This window comes from Streptomyces sp. NPDC058457 (genome assembly GCF_042720695.1).
Classification (GTDB): Bacteria; Actinomycetota; Actinomycetes; order Streptomycetales; family Streptomycetaceae; genus Streptomyces.
Window position 1 is genome coordinate 18,824 of the sequence record NZ_JBHXLU010000056.1, and the last position, 20,168, is coordinate 38,991.

A 20,168-nucleotide genomic window follows, 5' to 3' on the forward strand; every position below is an offset into this window, starting at 1 on the left:
CACCATGCTGGACCTCACCCCCGACGAGCTGACCGGCCGGGCCAAGGCCCTCGACCTGCCCGCACAGCACCACATCGACGGCACCGACGAGCCCGGCGGCGGAGCGGCCTTCGACGTCGTCTCACCCCGGGACGGACAGCTCCTCACCCAGGTCGCCGACGCAGGACAGGCCGAGGTCGACCACGCCGTGGCCGCCGCCCGCCGCGCCTTCGACTCCGGACCCTGGCCCCGCCTGGCGCCCGCCGACCGCGGTCGCATCCTGCTGCGCATGGCCGAACTCCTCGAAGAGCATCGCGAGGAGCTCGCCCTCACCGTCACCCTGGAGATGGGCAAGCCGATCACCGAGGCGTACGCCATCGAACTGCGCGCCGCGATCACCACCTTCCGCTGGTACGGACAGCTGGCCGACAAACTCACCGACGAGTCCCCGCACACCGCCGCCGACGCCCTCGCCCTGGTCACCCGTGAACCGACCGGCGTCGTCGGCGCGGTGGTCCCCTGGAACTTCCCCCTGACACTCGCGAGTTGGAAGGTGGCCCCGGCGCTCGCGGCCGGCTGCACGGTCGTCCTGAAGCCCTCCGAGTCCTCCCCGCTCTCCGCCCTGCTCCTCGGCCGGATCGGCACCGAGGCCGGACTTCCGCCCGGCGTCCTCAACGTCGTCACCGGTGACGGCCCCACGGCCGGGCGCGCGATCGGCCTCCACCCCGGCATCGACGTACTGGCCTTCACCGGCTCCACCGCCGTCGGCCGCCACTTCCTGCGCTACTCCGCCGACTCCAACCTCAAGCGGGTCTGGCTGGAGCTGGGCGGCAAGTCGCCCAACATCATCCTCCCGGACGCCCCCGAACTGGACCGGGCCGCCGCCACCGCTGCCTGGGGGATCTTCTTCAACCAGGGCGAGATGTGCACCGCGCCCTCCCGGCTCCTGGTCCACTCCTCGATCGCCGAGCGCGTCACGGACGCCATCGTCCGCCGCGCCGAGGAACTCCGTATCGGCGACCCGCTCGACCCCGCGACCGAGATGGGTGCGCTGGTCGGGGAGGCACACCTGGAGCGTGTGCAGGGGCACATCGCCGCCGGGCGTGAGCAGGGGGCGCGGCTGCGCACCGGCGGCGAACGCGCCCTGACGGAGAGCGGCGGCAGCTATCTGCGGCCGACCGTCTTCGACCGCGTCGGCCCCGGCATGCGGCTGGCCCGGGAGGAGATCTTCGGCCCGGTGCTCTCCGTCCTCGCCTTCGACGACCTCGACGAGGCGGTCCGGCTCGCCAACGCCACCGAATACGGCCTCGCGGCCGGTCTGTGGACCTCCGACCTGTCCACCGCGCACCGGGTCTCCCGGGCCCTGAAGGCCGGCACGGTCTGGGTGAACTGCTACGAGGAGGGCGACCTGACCGTTCCCTTCGGCGGGATGAAGCAGTCCGGCAACGGGCGGGACAAGTCCGCGCACGCCATCGACAAGTACACCGAACTCAAGACGACCTGGATCCAGCTGTGACCCGTCCGCACCGCCCGCCCCGCCCGCTCATCGCCGTACCCGCCCGGTTCTCCGCCACCACCTCGGCGCTGCGCTTCGCCGCCGAGGTCAACGCCCGGGCCCTGATCGAGGCCGTCTGGCGGGCCGGCGGCGAACCCGCGAGCATCCACCCCGCCGACACCGACGTGCCCGCCCGGCTCGCCCGCTTCGACGGAGTGCTGCTGCCCGGCGGCGGCGACCTCGCCCCGCACCGCTACGGAGCGACGGACACCCACGACACCGTCTACGACGTCGACGACCTCCAGGACACCTTCGACCTCCAGGTCGCCCGCCACGCAGTGGAGTCGGGGATGCCGCTGCTGGCGATCTGCCGGGGGCTGCAGGCCGTGAACGTGGCGTTGGGCGGCACACTGGAGCAGGACATGGGCGGTCCGGACCGCACCCACCGGCACCTCCGTCATCCGGTGACCGTCCGCCCCGGCTCGCGCGTCGAACAGGCACTGGGGGAGGAGAAGGTGGACGCCTCCTGCTACCACCACCAGCGCGTGGACCGCCTCGGCACCGGCCTCACCGTCACCGCCACCGCGGCGGACGGCACGGTCGAGGGACTCGAACTGGCCGGTGGCCGGGGCTGGTTCACCGCCGTGCAGTGGCACCCCGAGGACACCGCACACGAAGACCCGGTGCAGCAGCGGCTGTTCGACGCGTTCGTACGGGCGGCAGCGTAGCGAAGGGGGCCTGACCGGGCGCCCTGATCAGGCGTCCTGATCAGGCCTTGGGGCGCCGCCCGCTGCGGCGCGGTGCGGGCTCGGCGCCGCCGAGCAGCTCCCGCCGCCGCTCCTCGCCGTGGTCCTCGACCTGGAGCACGACCCGCCGCAGCAGCTCCGCGAGGGTCCGGCACTCGGCGTCGCTGAGCCCGGAGGTCACGAAGGCCTCCTCCTCGTTGAACGCCGGGAACACCCGCTGCATCAGCTCCTCGCCCTTGTCGGTGAGGCTGAGCAGGACCAGGCGGCCGTCGCCCGGATGCCCGGCGCGGCCCAGCAGCCCGCGCGACTCCAGGGTGCGGGCCACGCCGGTGAGCGTGCCCTTGGAGATCCCGGCCTCCTCCGCCACATGCCGGGTCTCCGACTCGCCCCACACCCAGACGACCCACAGCACCACGAACGCGGTCCAGGTGAGATCCGAGCCGCGCAGCACGGAGTTCTCCAGGTGCTGGCGCACGGCGGAGGCGGCCCGGTGGATGTTCGCCACGGCCGCCATCTGCTCCCGGCGGACCGGGATGCCGCCGAGCTTCGCCGAGGCGAGTTTCTCGGCTTCGGTGATCGACCGCTGACCGGGCACGGGTGACTCCTTCTCGACTCTCGTTCGGCCTCAAATTGTACGGAACGCAGCGTGCCGTCAGTCAGTGGGCGGCTGGGTGAGGCAGGTCGTGGGCCTCCAGGCTGATCAGCTGTTCCGCGGTCGGTGCGGTGAGCTCGGCGACGCGCTGGGCCTGGCGTTCGGTCATCTCCTGGAACATCTGGCGGGCCGACCGGCCGTTGCCGAAGCCCTCGCCCCGGGGCATGGCCTGGAAGAGGGAGAAGAGTTCGGTACGGGCCGTGGGGGTCAGTTCGTAGCGGTGCCGGCCCGCCTGGAACTCGACGATCGACACCAGCTCGCCCGGCTCGTAGTCCTCGAAGAGGAGGGTGCGGCCGAAACGGGAGGCGAGGCCCGGGTTGGAGCCGACGAAGCGGTGCATGTCACCGGGGTAGCCGGCGGCGATGACCACCACGTCGTCGCGGTGGTCCTCCATCAGCTTGACCAGGGTCGCCACGGCCTCGGTGCCGAAGTCGTTGCCCGCAAAGGCCGGGGCAAGCGAGTAGGCCTCGTCGATGAAGAGCACACCGCCGAGCGCCCGGTTGAAGGCGGCGGTGGTCTTCGGGCCGGTGTGGCCGACGTACTCGCCTACCAGCGCGGTCCGGTCGACCTCGATCAGGTGGCCCCGGCGGAGCAGGCCGAGGGCCTTGAGCAGGCGGCCGTAGAGGCGGGCGACCGTGGTCTTGCCGGTGCCGGGGTTGCCGGCGAACACCAGGTGGCGGCTGAGCGGCGGGGCCGGCAGCCCGGCCTCCTCGCGGCGGCGGACCGTCTGCATGAGCTTGACCAGGGAACCGACGTCCTGCTTCACACGGTCCAGGCCCACCAGCTCGTGGAGCTCGCCGAGCAGGTCCTCCAGGTTCTCCTCCTCCGGCTCGTCGGAGTCGCCGGCCGTCTTGGCGGCGGAAGGTGAGGAGGGGGCGGCACCGGGTCTGCCGTTCGCCGGGGCCGCGGCCGGGGTGCCGAAGGTCAGCGGGATGCCGTCGGCCATGCAGTCCTCCAGGACCGGCTTGGCGCCCTCGTCGGTGCCCAGCGCCTCCGCGCAGTCCCGGATCCGGCAGTGCCGGAAGACAGGGTCGGCGCCCTTGGCGACGTGCAGGGCCGGGAAACCCGCCCGGGTGACGTCGAGCGAGGTGAACGTGCCGCCCGCGCCCTCGGCCAGGAACACCCCGTTCTTGCCCGGCCGGTCGATGTGCAGACCTGTGACCTCCGGCCTGGCGCCGGTCCACACGACGGCGCCGGAGCCCGCGCAGTCCTCGACCCGGCCGCCGGTCACCGTCGCCTCGGCACCCTCGTCGACCACCAGGCCGGCCGCCCCCGCGCCGCTGATCCGGATTCCGGCGAGGGAGACGGCCGCCCCCTTGGCGACCTGCACGCCGATCTCCTTCGTTCCGGTCACCGTGGTGTCCGCGACCGTGCTGCCGGCGGGCGAGCCGATGCCGATCCCGGCGGCGGACCCGGCGACCCGGCAGCCGGTGAGCGTGGCCACCGCCCGTTCCAGGACGCTGACCCCGGTCATGGCGACGTCGGTGATCCCGCAGTCGGTCAGCTCGATCCGGGCCTCGCCCGTGGCGTGCACCCCGTGCTCGGAGCCGCCCCGCACCCGGCAGTCGGCGAGCCGCCCGACGGCCGAACCGGCCAGGTGCACCGCGCTGAAGGTGCTCCGGTCGATCCGGCAGTCGGCCAGGTCCGCCTCGGCCGAACCCGTGACCAGGAGCCCGTTGGCGCCCGCGTCGGCGACGGAGCAGCCCGAGGCGCTGAGCCGCGCGGTCTCCTGCACGACCAGCCCGCTGGCGGCCGCCCCCCGGATCCGGCAGTCGGTCAGCTCGGCCCGCGCCGAACCGGTCAGATGCACCCCCGCCGCCCCGGGGGTCTCGATCCGCGACTCCCCGGCCGTGGCCTGCGTCGAGTCCTCCAGGAGCAGCCCCGCCCGGCCGCTGCCCGCCAGTACCGAGTCGGTCAGCCGCAGCCGGGACCGGCCGCGCAGCCGCATCCCGGACCCGGTCGTACGCTCCAGCCGCAACCGTACGGCGTCCAGGCTCGCCGTGCCGGACAGCACCACGCCCGTGCCGTCGACGCCGGTCACCGCCGTGTCCTCCAGACGGGCGCGGACACCGCCCGCCAGGTGCAGACCGGCCAGCCTGGCCCCCTCCAGGCGGCAGCGGCGCAGCACGACGGCCGTCGTACCGCCCTCCTCGTCCTCCGGGCCCTTCACCTGGACCCGGCCGCCCTCCACCGAGCACTCCTCGAGGACCAGCCCGGCGCCCGGCGACACGCTCACGGCGGGCAGGCCGGCGTCCGAGCCCCACACCGTGATGTTGTGCAGGGCGCAGTCCGGCCCGTCCACGGTCACCGCGGGCGCCTCACCGGGCGGCGCCGCGATCACCACGCTGCCCCGGCCGTGCTCCGCCGTGAGAACCACCGCGCGGTCCAGGACCAGGTTCTCGGTCCAGGTGCCGGGGGCGATCACCACCAGATCGCCGGGCGAGGCGGCGCGTATCGCCTCGCCGATGGTCCGGTACGCGCCCCGGCCGCCCTGCCCCTTGGGCGCCACGGTGTGACGGGTGGTCATCTACGTTCCTCAGTCCTCGGTGCTCGCCGCTGCCCGGTCACGGTGCCTGGTAGTACGTCGGGTTGATGCTCGCACGATACGTACTGGTCAGGTACAGCGACTGGATCGTCTTCTCGAAGATCTTGAAGGGTAGCTGGATCCAGAAGTCGGCGAAGCCCTGGCGGTGGAAGAGCCGGCTGCCGGTACTCATCACGAAGACGTTCTTGACGAGTCCGGTGGTGGCCGCCGTGGTGACCGAGGCGGCGGCGTTGATCCCGCCCTCCCAGACCGCGTCCCCGCCGTGCAGCTTCACGGTCTGCCCGTCCGCGTCGGTCACGCCCCACACGGCCGCGTTCATGCTGCCGTTGACCCAGCCGGACAGCGCACTGCTCATGACACCGAACGAGAAGTCGTACATGCCGCCCCGCCAGCGGGTCGGCGTCTCGTTGCCCGCCCACTCGTTGACCCAGGTCTTGTCGTGGTTGAGCGGACGCCGGGTCCACGGCTTTCCGCCGTCGATGTTGGCGATGCCCGCTTTGAACTGGCCGAGCTTCTCGAACCCGAGGGCCCGGTTCTCGTGCACCGCGGTGCTCAGACCGGTCTTGATGGTCGCGCCGACCGCCGCGTTGGCGAACGACTTCAGTGCGTCCTTGCCGGTGAACGGCTTGTTCTGGACGGCGGCCACGATCCCGTTGACGGCGAGGTTCGCGCCGAACTCCAGGATGAACTCCTGGCCGAACTCCAGCGCCGCCTTCTTGGCCACGGACTGCCAGTACGGCTCGTAACGCGCCTCGCGCAGCGCCGCGTCGCCGTCGGGCAGGACCGTGCCGGACCACGGCATGCGCTGGGCCTCACGGGTCGTACGGCCCCAGCCGCGGATCTCCGTCAGCGCGCCTCGGAAGTCGTACTCGTTGCCGACCAGCCGCCAGGTGTTGAACGTGTCCCGCTCGAACACCAGGCCGCTGTCGGTGCGTTGGGCGATCAGATCACCGTTCCTGTTGTAACGGTTCCACTGGCCGCGCCAGGCGTCGGTCTCCAGGAACCCGCCGCCGTCGGCCTTGCGCTCCCGCACCACACTGCCGTGGTCGAACTCCTTCCAGACCGAGCCCGCTGGGGTGTTCTGCGTGACGGTCGTGCTGTACGCCCGCACCCGCAGCGGTCCGCCGTTGTGCACCGGGGTCTCGCGAAGGACGGTGGGCGCGGCCTGGCCGGGCACGCGCAGCTCGTCACGGAAGTGGCGGGCGCCGTCCGTCCACCGGTCCTGCCAGGCGTGGCCGTTCCACCAGCGGCGGACCTGCTCGCCGTTGCCCACGGCGACGGGCGTGCCGTTGCGTTCGTGCGTACTGACGTGCCAGTCGCCCTGGTTGTCCCGCCAGGCGTCGACGTACCGGCCGGAGTCCAGCATCCGGCGCTCGCGGACCAGGTTCCCGTTGCCGTCGTAGTCCCGGTAGGAGTCGTCCCAGGGCAGCCGCGAGTCGTTCGAGCCACGGAAGAACTCCCGTCGGCCGTGGCCGAGTTCGGTGTCCTGGGCATCCAGCTCACGCCAGGTCCAGCGGCCCGAGTCGGCGCGGCCGGAGCCCTGGATGACGCGTCCGGCGGTGCGGTCCGGGTTGGCGTGGCTCTGCCCGACGAGGTTGCCGTGCGGGTCGCGGTCCACCCAGGTGCGGTCACCGGTGAACTCCCGCACGACCCCGTCCGGGCGGCCCTCGCGGGCGGTGCGGGTGACCCCGTCGGCGTCCTGGTGGACGTCCTGCCAGAGCCTGCCCTGCGGGTCGTTCGCGAGCGGTTGGCGGTAGCCCCTGAGGTCGCCGGCCTGCCACGGGTGGTCGCCCGGGTTGGCCGGGGGATGGCCGGGGCGCGCCGCGTGGTCGCCGACCTTCAGGGACGTGCCGTCGTGCAGCTTGCCGCTGAAGCGCGCGAAGGTGCCGTCGGCCGCCAGGTCCAGCGCGCTCCCGTCCATCCCGACGTACCGCACCCCGGAGGTGGTGGCGCCGTCGCCCGCCTCCTTCGTCCAGGTGAACAGCTGGTAGGTGTCGTCGCCCCTGACATGGGCGTACGGCGGCCGGGTGTGCTCGGCGCCGGCCAGCCAGCGGGTGCGGACCCAGGTGGGCGGGCGCTGCTCGCGCCAGCGGTCGGTGGTCAGGAAACCGTCGCCGAAAGCCTCGTGCTTGCCGACCTCCTTGCCGTGCGGGGAGTGCCGTTCCCAGGTGGCGCGGAGCGAGCCGTCGGCCGGGTTCAGGACGTGTTCCTGGTACTGGCCGGCCCGCTCGGGCCATTCGGCCATGCCCCACTGCTGCTGGGCGATCCGGCCGTCCGCGGTGCGGTCGGTCCAGCCGCTGCCTATGCGCTCCCGGGTCCGCGGCCCCGAGGCGATCACCTTGCCGTCGCCGTCGTAACGGTGCCAGGTCCAGGCCCCGTTGCCGTTGTCGATGCCCAGGGTGTGGCCGGTCCGGCCGTTGAACTTCTGCAGCCCGTCGCGGTACTCGCGCACCGTGCGGCCCCAGCCGTCGGTGTCGCGCCAGCCGGTGCCCGCCGTGTCGTAGTGCCGGCTGCCCGTGCCGACCGGAGTGCCGGTGTCGTCCCAGCGCACCCAGTGGGTACGGGGGTTGGTGCGAGCGAAGTCGATCGTGTCGGTCCGCCGGAAGGAGTCGACGACGTCGCCGGAGGCACCGGGCAGCACCCGGCGTTCGAAGACCGGCACCTCCTTCTTGGTCGAGCTGAGCAGCTTGATGTGGCCGCCCGCGGCGCCGGACAGGTCGGCGGTGCCGTGATGGAAGGACCCGGCCGCCACGGGCGCGCCTGACCTGGTGGTCCGCTCCCAGGTGCCCGTGGCGTGGTCGACGACGTACCGGTAGTCCGTGCGCCGCCCGTTGTCCAGCACGTTGAAGCCCTGCCGGGCCACGTTGCCGTCGGCGGCCAGGTGCACGAACTCGCCGTGCCGCGGGCTGGTCCGGTCGTCGAACACGATCCGGGTGGTGCCGTCGCCCCGCTGGGTGGCGCCCCAGCGCGCGAGCCTGCCGCCCGCCGCGTCCTCCAGCCAGGCGCCGGGGTGCTGCGCGGTCGGCGGAGCGACGACGAGGTGGCGTCCGCCGTGTCCCACGGGCAGCGGGGTGCCGGTGGCCGTGACGGCGCTCTGGGCGTCGTACCGGGTGAACGTCCCGTCGGCCAGAGTGGTTTGGTGACCGCCGCCGGGCAGCGGGACCGTCTCCTCGGCGAACCGTCCGGTGTTCTGGTCGAAGACCTGCCGGCCGCCGCCGGGGCGGGCGATCTCGATGCGGCCCGCCGGGTCGAAGGTGACCGCCCGTGCCGGGTCCGGCGCGAACGCGTCGTCCAGCCAGTGCGGAGCTGCGCCGAGCGGCCGGTCGAGATGCCCGGCCGGCGCGCCGTCCCGTCCGGTCAGCCGCAGCCCGTCGCCCGCGAGGTCGCCATTGGGCGCGAAGGTGCGGTGACCGGCGTCGTGGACGGTGCGGAAACCGCCGTTGTTCGGGAGTGCCGTGACGGTGCCGGGCAGGCGGTGGCCGTCGGCGTCGGTGAGGCGGTGGCCGCCGGCCCCGTCCGGCTCGGCGAACCGGGTGCCGCGCGGTCCGCCTGCCGGGTCGGCGAGCGCGGTCGAGGTGCTCACCGGGCGGCCCTGGGCGTCGTGCAGCACGGACTCGCCGGTGACGTGGTCGATCGTGCGGGGCCGGTTGCCGCCGACCGCGACCACCCGCTGGGGCAGCGGCTGCCCCGCCGCGTCGGTGAGACGGTGACCGCCCGCGCCGTCCGGTACGACGATCCGCCCGCTGCGCGCGTTCGCCGCCGGGTCGAACAGGGCGAGGCCGGTGTCCTGATAGCGGCCGTCGGCCGTGAACCTGCTGGTCGCGCCGCTCGCCTCGTCGGTCACCCGGAAGCCGGATCCGCCGGGCAGCACGGTGACCGTCTGGGGCTGCCGGACACCGGACGGATCGGTCAGCGTGAAGCGGCCCGCGCCGTCGTCGGCCAGGAACCGCTCCCCGCGCGTGCCCCGCGGGTCGGTCAGCGAGACACCGGTCTCCTGGAGACGGCCCTGACCGTCGTGGCGTACGGACACCCCGGTCGTCTCGTCGGTGACTCTGACGCCGTTCCCGTGACCGAGGTCCTGCACCCGCAGGTCCAGACGGTTGCCCGCGAGATCGGTGACATGGACGTCGGCGCCGTCGGTGACCCACACCCGGTCGGCCGGGGCGGGGACGCCGTCCCGGCCGGTGAGCTGGATGCCCTCGTCGAGCCGGTGGCCCAGGGCGTCCACGCGCTGCGTGACGCCGGTGTCCAGATGGGTGATCCGCGTCGCGTCGCCGGGCAGCGGGAAGGCGGTCAGCCGCTCCGCTCCGGGACCGTGCACCGTCAGGGCCTGGGGCGTCCCGTGGCCGTTGATGTCCGTGTGCAGACGCAGCCCCGTCGGCCTGCCGTCGGCCCCGTGCAGCGGGATGTCGTAGGCGATCCGGTCGCCGTTGGCGGTGTAGGTGTCGACGGTGTCCGACTGAGTGTGCCGGACGTCGAAACCGCCGTCCGGCCGGGCGACGACCGTGCGCGCCGGGTCCGGGTGCAACTGCGTGTCGACCACCCGCAGCGTCACCGCGTTGTCCTGGCCCACGCTCCGCTCGATGTTCAGGCCGTTCGGCCCGCTCACGCCCGAGTTGTTGAGAGCGATGTGGTTGACCCCGGGTGGGGCGGTGTCGGGCAGCGTGTCGAACTGGCCCGCGCCGAGCGTCGCGCCGCGGCGGGTGGCCCCCAGCTGGATCTCCTGGATCCGGGCCTCGATCTCGGTCGGATGGATCCCGAGGTCCTCCAGGTTCGTGTAGGCGGTGCGGAACCGCTCCTGGGCGGAGGTCAGTTCGTGGTTGAGCTGCACGTCGTATTCACTGAGACCCCGCGACGTGCCGGCTCCACCCGGTGCGCCGCGCAGATCCTCGACCCGGTTCAGTTCGACCCGGGCGGACGACAGCTCGACCCAGGCCTCCCGGAAGGGCCTGCCGTCGCCGCCCAGGAGCTCGTCGATCCGCACCGACTCCGCGGCCCACGGCGTCTCCCCGGGCTGCCGGGAGGGTACGGCGAGGGTGGTGTCACCGGTGTTCCGGAGCGGCGGCGTGCCGTCCAGCAGACTCAGCGCGTCGATCTGCCGCCGGGCCTGCGCGGACCTGTCCATGCCGTCGAGCATCGTCTGGAGCCTGGTCTGCGTGTGCGGGGTCGTGCCGCCGTCGGCGAGCGCGGTACGGACGCGGCCGGCCAACCCGTCCCCGTCGCCGCCGAGCCGCCGGAAGTCGTCGAGCAGCCGGTAGGCGTTCGCCTCGGCCCGCACCTGGTGCAGCAGTTGTTCCACTCCGGCGCGGCGAACGGAGTCCGGGCGGTCCCGCAGGAAGCGCTGTGCGGCGTCGCCCAGGTTGTCGAGGGACTGGGCCCGCTGCGCCAACTGGTCGGCGGGGACGCGGTGGAAGGCGTCGAGAGCGCGATCGACGTGCCGGATCTGCGAGCGGGCGCGGATGCCGTGCTCCCGGTACGTGTTTCGGCGGAACGCGGCCCGGTCGAGGAGGTCGGGCGCGGTCTGGTGAGCGGTGCCGGGCGCCGGTGTCGCGGTGGTGTCGCCGGTCCGCCGGGGCGGCCTGAGCACGTCATCGAGGACGGCGTCACCGAGCGGCCGCGTGGACCCGCCGCCGAGCCGTGTGTCGTCCCTCGGGGGCATCGAGGCGAAGTCGCCGTCGTCGCCATGGTGGGGCGTTGCCGGGTGGACGTCGTCGAGGTGAGGTGCGGCCTTGTCGGTTTCCGTGGGGTGGGGCGGGGTGGTGTCCGTGTCCGTGAGGTGGGGCGTGCGCGTCTCGCTGTCGGCGATGCGGGGCGGTACCGGCGACTGCGTGTCGGTGCCGTGGGGTGCCGGGGACTTGGTGTCGAGGTCGTGCGGCGCCGGGGACTTGGTGTCCAGGTCGTGGGACGTCGGCGACATGGTGTCCGGCTCGGCGTGGTGGGGTGCCGGGGAGTCGGTGCCGAGGCTGTGCGGTGCCGGGGAGTTGGTGTCCTGGCTGTGGGACGGGAGGCTGTCGCCGGTGACGGCGGGGGCCTTGGTGTCCGGGCCCAACTGGGTGTGGGGGAGCTGAGGTCGGACGTCGGCCGGGGCCGTATGAACGTCGGTCGCACCGGACCCGGACGGCGCTGCTGTCTTGGCGTCGCCGCCCGGCGGCAGGAACAGCCGGCGGCCCTCGTCCGTGAAGTGCAGGCCTGTGGTGTCACCCTTGACCAGTCCTGCCCTGAAGAGGTGCTTGAAGGCCTTGTCGAAGGCCGTTCTGCCCAGGTCGACGGCCGCCGTGGTCTGTGCGCCGACCTTGGAGTCGGGCAGGGACCGGAAGCCGTCCGAGTTGCCGAGCGCCCGGATCATCTTCTTCATATGGTCGGTGATGCCCTCTACGGACTTGAGCGCGTCCTCGGCCGACTGCGGAAGTTCGCTGACGTTGGGGCCGTTCGCCCCGGCGGTCGACGAGGAGGTCCCGGCGCCCTGGTTCTTGCCCGGCCGGGGCTGCGGCGTCGCGCCCTCGGGTTTGGCCTGTGACTTCAGGTCGTCGAGGCGGGTGTTGATGTCCTTGAGGAGCTGCTCGCGCTGGTCGAGCAGGGTCTTCGCCATGTCCTTGCGTTCGCCGACGGCGGCCGCGTGGAAGTCCTGGGTCAGCTTGACCGACTGCTCGGCGTGCGGCTTCGCCTTGTTGAGGTTGTAGCGCAGCCCCTTGTCGTTGGTGGTCTTGACGGCGTTCTCCGCCTGCCGCATCCGGTCCGAGGCCTCGTCGAAGGCCTTGCCGGCGGCCCGTGCGGCCGGGTCGACCGTGCCGTCGGCGAGATAGCGTCCGTCGCCCTCCGCGTCGTGGACCGCCAGCGGCGACGGCCATTCGCTCGTCGCATGGCTGCCGAGCGGGTTGATGGGCAGCCCCGAGCCGAACTTCGCCTCGGGGCGGTACAGCTTGGAGACGACCGAGCCCAGTTCCTCCGGACGGGCGGCGTCGGCGAGCAGCCTGAAGACGTCGTCCTTGAAGGCACCCCCGATGAGATGGACCTCGCGCACCACCGACAGGGCGAGCGCCTCCTGCACGTGCTCGCCGTGGAAGACCTCCTGCTCGAAGGAGACCTGCCGAGTGCTGTGGTCGGGGTACTCGTACGTCCAGCGGCCCCGCTTGCCCACCGCGTCGAAGCCGTCGTCGTACTTCGCGCGGCGGACGACGTCGTCGCCGAACTTCAGCTGGTTCATCGTGTCGCGGTCCAGCGGGTGCAGCTGGTCGTGGAGCGAGACCCAGCCGCCCTTCTCCTCCAGGACCTTGGCGTCGAAGACGAGTGTGGTCGGCCCGTACCGGGTCGCCATCGGCTTGTCGCCGACCTCCATGCGGAAGAACACGAAGTCGTCGTTGCCCAGGTTGGAGATGTTCTTCGCCGAACTCTTCCCGGACGCGAGGAACCTGACGCCCCGTCGGGCCAGGTCGCCCTGGGAGGACATCACACCGCTGTTGGCGATGGCGTGGTAGGCCGGAGTGGCGTGCTTGATCCGGTACGGCAGGTCCTGGAGCCTGTCCCGCAGCTGCCGGAACTTCAGGCGGTCCGCCTCCGGCAGGTCCTTCAGCAGGTTGTCGAAGTCGGCACGCAGGTCCGTGATGTTCTTCTCGGACAGCTTGCGAACGAAGTCGTGCTGCTGGGACCTGGACAGCTTGTCGAAGCCGTCGAAGTCCTCGAACACCCTCCGCCACTGGGCCTCGGTCCCGGGCAGTACCGCCTTCCACTGCTCTCCGGTGTGCACCTCGCCGAACGCCTGGTTCGCGCGATAGCGCCGCAGGAGGTCCGGGATGCCGCGCTGAATCCGCTCGACGGAGGCGTCGGTGCCGAGGAAACCCTTGAGCACGAGGTTGTCGCCCGGCTTCGCCGCTTTGACGGCGTCGTCGACCAGCTCGGCGAGGTGGTGGGCCACGGCGGAGACGGGCGTGTGCTCGTTGCGCAGCGTGTAGGTGCCCCCGAAGCGGGCGGCGTCCGTGACATGGCCCTGGAGGGCCGCGTCCAGGTCCTTGGCGGCCTGCTCCAGCCCCTCGGCCAGGCCCTTCAGCTCGCTGTGCGGAGTCCTGCCCGCCTTCACCAGGGACTCGAGTTCGTTGGCGAGCCGCCGGACGGTGACCGACTGGGACCGGATCTCCTCGCCGGTCCGGATGAACTGGTCCGCGCGGACCGGACCGTCGCCCGCGCCGCGGGAGGCGGCGTCCAGGTTCCGTGCGTGGGTCTGCAGCTTCAGGGCCCGGTCGATGTCGCCGGCGCCCGCGAACTGGTCGACGAGCAGGTTCAGTTCACGCTGGGAGAGCAGACGGTTGTCGAGTTCGTGCTGGAGCGCCTCGTCGAGTTCGCGGGTGACGCCCTTGAACCTGGTGTCCGCCGCGTCCAGGTTCGTCTTGGCTTCCGCGATCTTGCCCTTGGCGGGCTGCGCGTGCTGGATCTCCGCCTGCTGCAGTTCCTGATGGGCCTTGGTCTGGTCGGCCAGGATCTCGTTGAGCCGCCTGGGCGGGGTCACGGAGGCCGCGCCATCCTCGCCGTGGACGGCGGGGGCGGCGGTCGCGGGCGGGGGAGGCGCGTCGTTCGCCGTGGTGACCATGCCGCCGAGCAGCCGGGGCCGTTCCTGCAGGCTGAGCTGACGCAGGGCGCCGAGATCGGCCTCCATCCGCACCGGGTCGACCCCGAGTTCGGTCAGCCGGTGGTGCGTGGCGTCGTACCGCTGCTGGGCGGCGTCGACGTTCTCGCGGGCGCGGATCTCGTCGGGCGTCGGGCCGCGGGAGCTGCCCGCGTGCCCGTTGTGCGGCACCAGATCCTCGGCCCGGCCCAGGTCGTACCGCGCCTGCACATGGTCCCGCCAGGCCTCGCGGCGGGCCCCGCGCAACGGGTCGTCCAGGTGGCCGAAGAGCGCGTCGACGCGTTCGCCGTCCCGGAACCACGCCTGCTCGATCTCGGCCGGGGTGAGCCGGGGCCCGCGCCCGGGCAGCTCCTGACCACCGGCGTGTGCGGTGTCCGGGCGCGGCGTGGGTGTGGTGTCGGGGGTGGACCGGGTCGGGCTGGGGACGGGCGTGTCGGTGTGCGCAGAGGTGGGGTGGGCCGGGCTCGGCAGCTCCCTGCCCCATGAGGTGGGCGTCGGCAGGGAGCTGAGCAGTTCGTTGTTGTGCAGGACGTGGCCGCGCAGGTCGGCGGCGAAGTCGTTGAAGCCGGTGCCGCTCCACTCTCTGGTGAAGGTGCGGTCGCCGCCGGTGATCGTGACGGAGACCGCGTTGTCGTCCACCTTGTGGGTGACGGTGATGGTCATCTCGTCCGCGTGGCCGGGCCGGCCGACGGTGAACGTCTTCACGTTCGGGCCGTCACCGCCCTCCCGTACGAGCGCGTCGCCGAGGCCCTCCCAGCGGCGCATCGCGTCCTGCCCGAAGGCGCGGCCGAAGTCCTCGAACGCCTCGCCCGAGGGCAGCCCGGACCACTTCTCGTTGATGAGACTGTCGAGCTGGCCCTCCGGGATCTGCTCGGCTCGCACCGGGATGACGGTGATGCCGTCCTCGACGCGGGCCGGGCCGGTGCGGTGCAGCCGGGTCGGGGAGAGAGTGATCTCCCACTGGTCCTGGTTGAGCGCGAGGGCGTCGTCGGCGGCCTTGGTGTAGCCGGGCGGGTAGGCCATGGCGAGCTTGCCGTGGTCGGCCGGGACCTCGATCTCGAAGACGACGCGGTTGCTGTTGACGCCGTTCTTCGCCCATTCCGCCTGGAAGCCGAGCTGGTTGGAGGTGGAGGCGGGCAGCCGCTCGACGAACACGTCGGCCTGGGCGGCCCGCGGGTCCATGGACACGCCCCGCCACACGGTCATGCGCTGGTTGGGACCCTCGAACATCAGGTCGCCGGCGACCTTGTTGAACTGCTTGACCTTCCCGACCAGGCCGGGGTTGGCCTCCAGGGCACTGGGGTTGACGAAGCCGCCGTACCCCTTCTTCGAGGTGAACGCGCCGCCGATGACGCCCTGCATGAACAGCTTGGTCTCGTTGTCGGCGGCGGCCTTGCCCATGTGGCCGCGGGCCGCGTGGGCGGCGGCGTCCCAGCTGTCCGCGGACGTGCCGGTGAGGCCGGCCGGGCGCGGGGGCAGCGTGACGTCCGGGGTGGCGGAGCGCAGCAGGTCGCCGGTGGAGCGGCTGTAGACATGGGTGCCGGAGGTGGAGGCGACGACGATCTCGTCCTCGCCGCCCAGCTTCGCCGGCCAGGTGCCGGCGCCGTCGCTCACTGAGTCCACGGACCTGCCCGCGACCTTGACGCTCACCCCGCCGAACGGACCGTCGCCGAACCGCACGGTCTCCTCGGCGAGACGGAAGCGGCCCAGCCGCTTGAACGTCCAGCTGTGCGCCACGGTGCCGCCGACGGCGTCCAACTGTCGTACGACGAAGCCCGTGCCCTGCTTCTCCACGGTGTACAGGCCCGACTCGACCGCGCTGCCGTGGAGTTCGGGCGTGCCGCCGCTCGGTGTCCTGACCGCGAGCTGATGGTCGCCGGGCACCCTGACGACGTCGCGGTCCTTGAGCAGGTCGTCGAAGGCGCCGGTGGTGTCGGCGGTGTGGGCGGCCGGCGTGGGAGAGGAGTGGCCCGGCGGCGGGGTGCGGGTGTCGGGCGGCGTGGGGGCGGCGTGGGTCGGCAGGTTCTCGGGGACATGCGCGGAGGTGCCGTTGGCCGAGCCCGCCAGGCCCTTGTCGGCGTCCGTGTGGGCGGGCGCGCCGGCGAAGGCGGGGCCGTCGGTGGTGCGGGCGCTGCGGCCGGTGTCGACGAGGTCGAGGGCCGAGCGGCTGTGGTCGCCGTCGGGGCCCAGGTGCCCGGAGCCGCCGACGGGCGTGGGGGCAGGCTCGTGGGTGCCGCCGTTGACGGGGAGCCGGTCGGAGGTGATGGGGTTGGCCGGGCTCGTCGTCAGCCGGTCGGGGGTGGCCGGGCTCGTCGTCAGGCGGTCCGGGGTGGCCGGGGTGATCGTGAGCCGGTCCGGTGTCCCGGGCGTCGGGGACGGCGAGCCGTGCGGGAGCCGCTCCGCCGGGGTGCCGGGACGCGGCGAGCCCGGCTGGTGGACGAGTTCGTCGAGGTGGAGGCGGGTCTGGTTGGCGTTGAGGGCGCTGGTGGTGCGCTCGGCGAGGGCGTCGCCGGTGCCGGGTGACACGGGGGTGTGCGGGGTGTTGTGACGGGTTCCGGCCAGCAGGTCGAAGGCCGAGACCCCGGCGTCGACGTTGCCCGGCCCGCCGTGTCCGAGGCCGGTCGGGGAGGGGTGCGCGACCGTCGTGGGGCCGGTGAGCAGGCTGTGCGGGGCCGTCACGTCGTGCGGGGCGCCGGGCGCCGGGGCTGAGTCGAGCGCGGTGTGGGCGATGTTCGTGCCCGGGGTGCCGGTCAGCGTGGTGTGGGCGGCGCCGATACCGGGGGTGCCCGGCGCGTGCACGGTGCCCACGCCCGGGGTGCCGGTGAACGCCGAGTGCAGGGTGCCCGCGGTCGGGTTGGCGGTCGACAGGTCGCCGAGCGTGGCCGCCACCGGCGGCGGCGTGCCGTGGGTGCCGGTGAGAACCGTGCCGGTCGGCCCGTGGGTGGTGTTGTGCGCGCCGCCCGGCAGCAGCACGTCCGCGTGGGAGGTGAGGTTCGTGGGCGTCGGGGGCAGCCCGGTGAGCGTGGTGTGGGCGCCCCCGGAGACGGTGGTGACCGGCGTGTTGGTGATGCCGTGGGTGGCGCCGGGGACCCCGGCCGAGGCGGGCACGTGCAGGCCCGAGGCGGTGGTGATGGTCGGCATGGCGCCGGCACTCACCCCGAGCTCCCCGTGCCCGCCCAGCGCGCCGAAGTTCTCCACGCGCACGCTGCCGAGCTGCACATGCGGCATGTCGACCAGCGCGTCCACCGTGCGCGCCGCGTGGACGCCGAAGTTGCCGCGGTGGGCGATCGCGCCGACGTCACCGAGGTTCAGGGACGGCGGCCGCAGGGTGGAGGTGACGTCCAGATGCGTGCTCGGGATGTTGAGGTCGAGGTTGCGGATGCTGCTCTGCCCGGAACCCGCCCCGAACCGCACCTCGTTCAGCTGGATGCGGGGCATGTCGACCAAGGCGTCGACGGTACGCGGGTCGACCGGGACCGAGCTGATCGTACGGCCGATGCCGCTGGTGATCGGGGCGCCGAAGACGTGCTGGCCGAGCACACCGCGGTCGAAGAGACCGATGCGCAGGGCGCGCGCGAAGCCGTACTCGCCGATCTCCGCCGCGTCCACCGGCAGGAGGATCCGCAGCCACTTGGTGCCACCGAACTCCTGGCCCACCCACTCCTTGGTGGCCTGCCAGCCCCGGGAGAGCGTCTCGGGCAGCCCCCGCACGAACCCGGGGATCGCCTTGAAGCCCTGCACGACCGTCAGACTCAGGGAGTTGACGCCGTGACTGATGACGTTGGGCAGGTTGTGGATGCCGTCCAGCACCCACAGGCCGCCCTTGTAGACCCAGGTGCTGCCGAGCCGCACCAGGTCCTTGAGCCCGAGCAGCAGGGTGGTGGGGCGGAAGCCGTTGGTGAACAGGTTCCGCAGCGCCTGGAAGGTGCCGCGGGCGATGTTGGCGAAGCCCTTGGCGAACGCGCTCGTCGCGACGCCCTTGATGATCTGGAAGATCGGCAGCGCCTTGGTGGTGGGCGCCAGGATGCCCAGCCCGGCCAGGAACAGGTCGAGGAAGCTGGCGTTGCCGTTGGCGAAGTCGACGATCGTCTTGATGAAGAGGGTGAGGTTGACGCCGAGGGCGAGCAGCGCGATCGGGCCGCCGAAGATCAGCGCCGGAATGATCAGGATGATCGCCAGCCACTGGAACGCCTCCCAGAAGATCTGGCACTCGGAGATCGGCAGCTGGATGTTGGAGACCCCCGAGATGCTGCCTGCCGCGGCGGAGGCACCCTCGCCGTGCTCGGTGCCGGCCTGCCGGGCCGTGGAGGCGTAGGTCTCCCGGTCCGGGTCGTCCTCGGACAGCCCGCGGCCCGAGTTGAGCGCGCCGTCGGCACGGGACTGGAGGTCGACCAGTTTGTCCGCCCAGGTGTTCAGTGCGGTCGCCGCGCTCTCGAAGGACTGCGCCACGTCCTCGATGTGCCCGCGCAGCCGGTCGTTGACCTTGCCGCGCAGGGCGTCCGCGGCCTCGCCGACGAAGACGCTGTCACCGGCGGTGTTCATGACCGCGTCGATCGCCGTGCTGATGCGCCGGGCCTCGGAACCCAGGTGGTTGAGCTCGGTGGACAGCGTCCGGATCTGGTCGGGCTCGCCCGGCGTGGGATCGCTGTCCAGCCCGATCGCGTTCCAGTCGCTCGGGCGTGGCATACGGGTTCCTCCCGGAAGCTGCGGGGCTCGGGGCGGTCACTCCCCAACTGACCACGCCACAGCGGCCGCCGCGGTTCACGTGATCTGGGTTACAGCCGCCGTCCCGGGTGAACCGGCGGGGCGCGTGCGGCGTGGTCCAACTGACCGGAGTCACGACTGGGAGGCCCATGCATGGCCGATGGCCTGAAAATCGAATACAACGTGCTCAACGACGCCAAACGGGACCTGGAGAACCTGGCCGGCGACATCGGTCCGCTCCTCGACAACAGCACGTTCTCCCGGCTGGGCCAGACGGACTACGACGGATACACCTCCACCGAGGCCGTGACGGTCCTCGGCGACCAGACCCTGGCCGACGCGCTCTCGGGTTTCTACTCCAACGCGAGCAGCACCATGTCCCACGCGGACAAGGGCCTCAAGGAACTGGCGGGCGCCTTCGGCTCGGTGGGCGAGGCGTTCCTGTCGTTCGACTCCGAACTGGCCCAGGGCATGGGCATCACCGGCAGCAACCTGGGACTGCAGAACTACTTCCGGGACAAGGACCTGTGGGACTACAAGCAGTCCCACCTCGACCAGTGCGTGCCCGGCCCGGACGGCAAGATGCCGGACTTCTGCTCCGCCACCGACCCCGGCGCCCCGCCGCTGGACCAGACGATCACCACCGACCGCGGCAGCGTCCACACGCACCTCACGCTCGACGACCAGCGCCATGTGATCAAGGAGGAGTCCACCGTCACCTACGACGGCAAGACCTACACCTCGGTCACCAACTACTCCAGCGACGGCAACCACTACACCACGGACACCTCGTACCCGGACGGCAGCACCGTGCACTCGGAGACCAACCTCAACTCCGACGGCAGCGGCACGATGGTGACCACCGGCAGCGACGGCGACCGCACCGAGTACACCCGCGGCCCCAAGGACGCCAACGGCAACCAGCCGGACTGGCAGCAGGTGGGCGGCAACACCGACGACGACGGCGGCGGCGGGAACGACGACTACAACTCCACACCCGCCGCCTGGTGACCACCCGACAACCGCATCGAGACCGACAGGAACGGACAGGACCCCCATGGCCAGCTACAACGGCATCAACCTCGACTACCACAAGATCGAGGAGGTCGTGAGCCTGCTGCACGACGCCCACGAGAACCTGCTGCCGGTGCTCAGCAACCTGCGCAACCGGGTCAACACCCTCGTCGACGACGGCATGGTCTTCCAGCAGTCCAGCGAGGTCATCCGCACGACCTACAACAACTTCGACACCAGCCTCCTGGCCGCCGTGAAGGGCATCAACGACTTCTCGGAGATGTTCAACGGCATCAAGGAGAACGCGATCCAGTTCGACCAGGGCATCAGCAGCAGCCTGCAGAACAACTCGTAACGCCCGTACGCGAGAAGAGGACCTCCCGGACTTCCCGGGAGGGCCCCTTCTCGTGCGGTGC

Annotated in this window: 7 protein-coding genes; 4 read left to right on the forward strand and 3 right to left on the reverse strand. The window is 72.2% G+C overall.

The annotated features are described in order from the left end of the window. Positions 1-4: 4 nt before the first annotated feature. Positions 5-1,495 carry an aldehyde dehydrogenase gene (locus tag ACFWPS_RS34290; RefSeq protein WP_383712377.1) on the forward strand — a complete coding sequence of 497 codons (1,491 nt, stop codon included), beginning with the start codon at positions 5-7 and terminating at the stop codon, positions 1,493-1,495. Further along, positions 1,492-2,202, forward strand: coding sequence for a gamma-glutamyl-gamma-aminobutyrate hydrolase family protein (locus ACFWPS_RS34295; protein ID WP_383712380.1), 711 nt, complete (start codon positions 1,492-1,494; stop codon positions 2,200-2,202). The genes ACFWPS_RS34290 and ACFWPS_RS34295 overlap by 4 nt, the downstream gene beginning before the upstream one ends. A gap of 40 nt (positions 2,203-2,242) precedes the next feature. Here the strand turns inward: ACFWPS_RS34295 and ACFWPS_RS34300 are convergent, their stop codons facing one another. The 3 genes from ACFWPS_RS34300 to ACFWPS_RS34310 all read right to left on the reverse strand — a co-directional run bounded on the left by ACFWPS_RS34300 (position 2,243) and on the right by ACFWPS_RS34310 (position 18,720). Beyond that, the gene (locus ACFWPS_RS34300) at positions 2,243-2,815 is read right to left on the reverse strand and encodes a MarR family winged helix-turn-helix transcriptional regulator (RefSeq protein WP_383712383.1); all 573 of its coding nucleotides are present in this window, start codon (positions 2,813-2,815) and stop codon (positions 2,243-2,245) included. 61 nt (positions 2,816-2,876) lie between these two features. Further along, positions 2,877-5,399, reverse strand: coding sequence for a right-handed parallel beta-helix repeat-containing protein (locus ACFWPS_RS34305; RefSeq protein WP_383712385.1), 2,523 nt, complete (start codon positions 5,397-5,399; stop codon positions 2,877-2,879). A 37-nt stretch (positions 5,400-5,436) separates the two neighbouring features. After that, positions 5,437-18,720, reverse strand: coding sequence for a hypothetical protein (locus tag ACFWPS_RS34310; protein WP_383712388.1), 13,284 nt, complete (start codon positions 18,718-18,720; stop codon positions 5,437-5,439). A 171-nt stretch (positions 18,721-18,891) separates the two neighbouring features. Here ACFWPS_RS34310 and ACFWPS_RS34315 point away from each other — a divergent pair, with 171 nt between their 5' ends. After that, entirely contained in the window at positions 18,892-19,749 is an 858-nt protein-coding gene (locus tag ACFWPS_RS34315; RefSeq protein WP_383712390.1) for a hypothetical protein, read from the forward strand. Between the two features lie 46 nt (positions 19,750-19,795). Then, positions 19,796-20,107, forward strand: a complete 312-nt coding sequence (locus tag ACFWPS_RS34320) for a hypothetical protein (protein ID WP_046730425.1) — start codon at positions 19,796-19,798, stop codon at positions 20,105-20,107. The last annotated feature ends 61 nt before the right edge of the window (positions 20,108-20,168 follow it).